General features: G+C 64.2%; 4 protein-coding genes. All 4 read left to right on the top strand.

Annotated features, from left to right (window positions below; all coding sequences use genetic code 11):
- Nucleotides 1-148 precede the first annotated feature (148 nt).
- The 4 genes from P3H15_RS53400 to P3H15_RS53385 all read left to right on the top strand — a co-directional run bounded on the left by P3H15_RS53400 (nucleotide 149) and on the right by P3H15_RS53385 (nucleotide 2970).
- Complete coding sequence (locus P3H15_RS53400; RefSeq protein ID WP_276144725.1) at nucleotides 149-847, top strand: GntR family transcriptional regulator; 699 nt, start codon at nucleotides 149-151, stop codon at nucleotides 845-847.
- 453 nt (nucleotides 848-1300) lie between these two features.
- A complete protein-coding gene (locus P3H15_RS53395; RefSeq protein ID WP_276144724.1) occupies nucleotides 1301-2062 on the top strand; it encodes a 2-phosphosulfolactate phosphatase in 762 nt (253 codons plus the stop codon).
- Nucleotides 2063-2338: 276 nt separating this feature from the next.
- On the top strand, nucleotides 2339-2494 hold the full coding sequence (locus P3H15_RS53390) for a hypothetical protein (RefSeq protein ID WP_276144727.1): 156 nt from the start codon (nucleotides 2339-2341) through the stop codon (nucleotides 2492-2494).
- Nucleotides 2495-2502: 8 nt separating this feature from the next.
- On the top strand, nucleotides 2503-2970 hold the full coding sequence (locus P3H15_RS53385) for a YetF domain-containing protein (protein ID WP_346348892.1): 468 nt from the start codon (nucleotides 2503-2505) through the stop codon (nucleotides 2968-2970).
- Nucleotides 2971-3174 lie beyond the last annotated feature (204 nt).

Genomic DNA, 3174 nt, shown 5'->3' with positions numbered 1-3174 from the left:
GCTTGCTCATGATCAGGTACATGAATACCGCGATCATCGAGAAGCCGAGTATGACGAGCATCGGACTTCCTCCGTTGTAGTGGTGTGCATCACTGTATACCGTATGGAGCACGATAGCGAGTCCCATGCTGTTCGTTATGATGCACACATGGCGGCCGACAGCAAGAGCGAGCAGGTATACGCGCAGCTCAGAGAGAGCATCCTCGACGGGAGCTTGCGTCCCGGGGAGTCCCTGAGCGTGATCAGCATCGGCGAGCGCTTCTCCGCTTCGCGCACTCCGGTGCGTCGTGCGCTGTTGCAGCTCGAGGCTGAAGGGCTGGTCTCGCTCGTCGACCGGCAGGGGGTCCGCGTCGCGCCGATCTCCATTCAGGGGGTGCGAGACCTGTTCGAGCTGCGGATGTTGCTCGAAGCGGCAGCGGTACGGATGGTCGCCGACAACATCGACTCGGTTCCCGCGGCACGACAGGCCTTCTCGGAGATCCTCGACGGACTCGACCCTCTCGCGGACCAGGCGCCGTCCGACCAGCGACGTGACCGGTTCTACGAGCTCGCCGAGGCATTCGACCAGGCCGTCATCGCGCACACCCGCAACGAGCACCTCGCCCGCTCCATCGCCGAGTTGCGCCCCCACAGTGCCCGACTGCGCATCATCGCGCACTCGCGCCCGCAGCGCCTCGACACCTCCCTCGCCGAGCACCGGACCATATGCCGGGCAATCCTCACCGGCGACGGTGACGCCGCGGCCAACGCATGCACTGATCACCTCACCGAGACCCAGCGGACGATCCTCGACGCCGTCATCAACCCCGTCGGATCAGGCGTGCCCGTCCAGTTGATCACTGCCTGAGCTATTTGCAGGAGGGGTTTGCGGTACGGGTCCGTTGGATGGATGAGGGAGCTGGATAGAGACCGTGAGAGGTCGTCGCCGGCATCCGGGGCGGCTCACCCGCACCTCAACTACGTTGAGACGACACGCCGGATACCTCGAATCAGTGAGACTGCCCAGCATCGACGAGACGGGACAGCTGTAGAGAGTAGATCCTTTTTCGACAGACCCCCTGACTGTGACTCCCGGCGCTATCTGGCACGTTTTTGCCGACGCTATTTGGCACGGTGCTGTCCGTGAGGCATGTCCAGCCGCGGCACGCTGGCGCCACGATTCATGGCGATACGGGATCCGAGGTCGAACTGCCGTTGAAGGTTGCCTGGAACCTCCTGTCCTGGGGGGTGTGCCGTAAGCGGATCCGCTTCCGGGCGGGTTTCTCGTAGCTGTACGCGTGGGGCATGCCAAGGTAAGCGCATGAATCGTGAACACCGGCAACTCGACTACCCGCTGCGATTCGAGTGGGGCATCTCCGGCGCCGCAAGTGCACTCGAGGCCGATGTTGCGGTGGTCGTCGACGTGCTGTCCTTCACGACGACACTGTCGGTCGCGATTGATGTCGGCACGGAAGTTCTTCCCTACCGGTCGAAAGATGCGTCCGCGGCGCAATACGCGTCCGACCACGACGCCGCACTGGCGGTCGGCCGAAGGGCGGCAACGCCGGGTTCGATCAGTCTCTCGCCTGGGACGATTCGGTCGGCGCAGTCCGTTGAGCGTCTTGTTCTTCCGTCCCCAAATGGCTCCTCGATTGCGTACGAGCTCGGGACCTCCGCGGGGGCATGTGTCGGAGCGTCGCTTCGGAACGCCCGCGCAGTCGCGGGATGGATCGCCGACAACTATCCCGACGGAGCGGTGATCGCGGTGATCGCAGCCGGCGAGAAGTGGCCGGACGGTAGCTTGCGGCCGGCCGTGGAGGACCTCTGGGGTGCCGGGGCCGTGATCACTGCTCTCATGAGCGCAGGTGGACCGACACATGCCTCCCCGGAGGCCGAAGTGGCAGCGGCAGCGTGGCAGGCGGTCGCCGGTCGAGCATCATTCGCACTGCACGGATGCGGATCTGGTCGAGAACTCATTGCTGACGGATTCGCCGACGACGTGGCGGTTGCCGCCGAGGTCGATCAGAGCCGTTCGGTGCCTATGCTCCGCGACCACCGATTCGTCGATGCACGACGGCGCTGACCGCATCCGATCGCTGACCGGAATATGTCTCGCGTCGCGGGCCGTCGACCGTAACGTGGTTAAACGTGAGCGACGGTGTTCCAACATGGGCCGATTTGGTGAACCGGCATGAGGCGAGCCACGACCTGTTCGTATCAATGCTCGATTGATTACTCGTTCCGTGTTCGCGATGACGTTTCTCGCGGCTGCGATCGCTTGTGCGGCGCGGTCAGCCGCGGCGGATACGCGGACAACCAGAGCCGTCCGCAGAGACCAGCGACGCCTACGCGGACCGACATGACCATCGATCCGCCGCCCGGGGACACACTCGCCCTGGGCTTCGACGCCTACATCCAGCCGTCGAGCCAGCTCGGCCACTTGGGATCGGTCTCGTTGTCCGAGAAGGCAGTCGACGTGATCACCCTGGAATTCACCACCTGGCTGGTGCCCTGATCGAGATCGTGATTCGGGCGGCGGTCCTCTTCCTGTTCCTGTGGATGATCACCCGCGTCGTCGGACGGTCGACCGTCGGCGAACTGAGCACCTTCCAACTGGTTCTCTACATCGTCATCGTCGACCTCATGCAGCAGGGCGTGACGCAACAGGACTCCTCCGTGACGTCCGCAGTCCTCGCGGTCGGTGATTTCGCCCTGCTCGCACTGGACCTGGCGTGGGCCAATGCGCGGTTCCCGCGCGCGTGGGTCACGCATGTTCCCATCATCATCGTCCGCGACGGGATACCCGACCAGCAGCGACTGAGTACCGAGCGGATGTCGCTGGACGACTTGATGGCGGATGCCCGGCAGAAGGGTATCCGCCGGTTCGACGAGATCGAGCTCGCTGTGCTCGAGACCAACGGACGCGTGTCGTTCTTCGCCCGGGCCGGCGGCGCGAGCAAAGGCGCGCCGGAACAACCCGGCATCACGTGAGCCAGGTTGGTTGTGGCTACCCGACGACCGGATCGAGCTCCGTCTGCGGCCGCTGGCCGCGTACGATTTCGTCGTGACACAGAAGCCGGACCCCCCGTCAGCCCAGGATCGGGTGACCTGATCGGACATCTGATGCACATCCGGGCGCTCTAGCCTGAACTTTTCGTGCAGGAGCGCGGATCAGGGTGGGTAGATAAGCGAAAG

The organism is Rhodococcus sp. T2V (assembly GCF_029269925.1).
GTDB lineage: Bacteria > Actinomycetota > Actinomycetes > Mycobacteriales > Mycobacteriaceae > Rhodococcus_F > Rhodococcus_F koreensis.
This window is presented reverse-complemented; position numbering and strand designations above follow the sequence as displayed.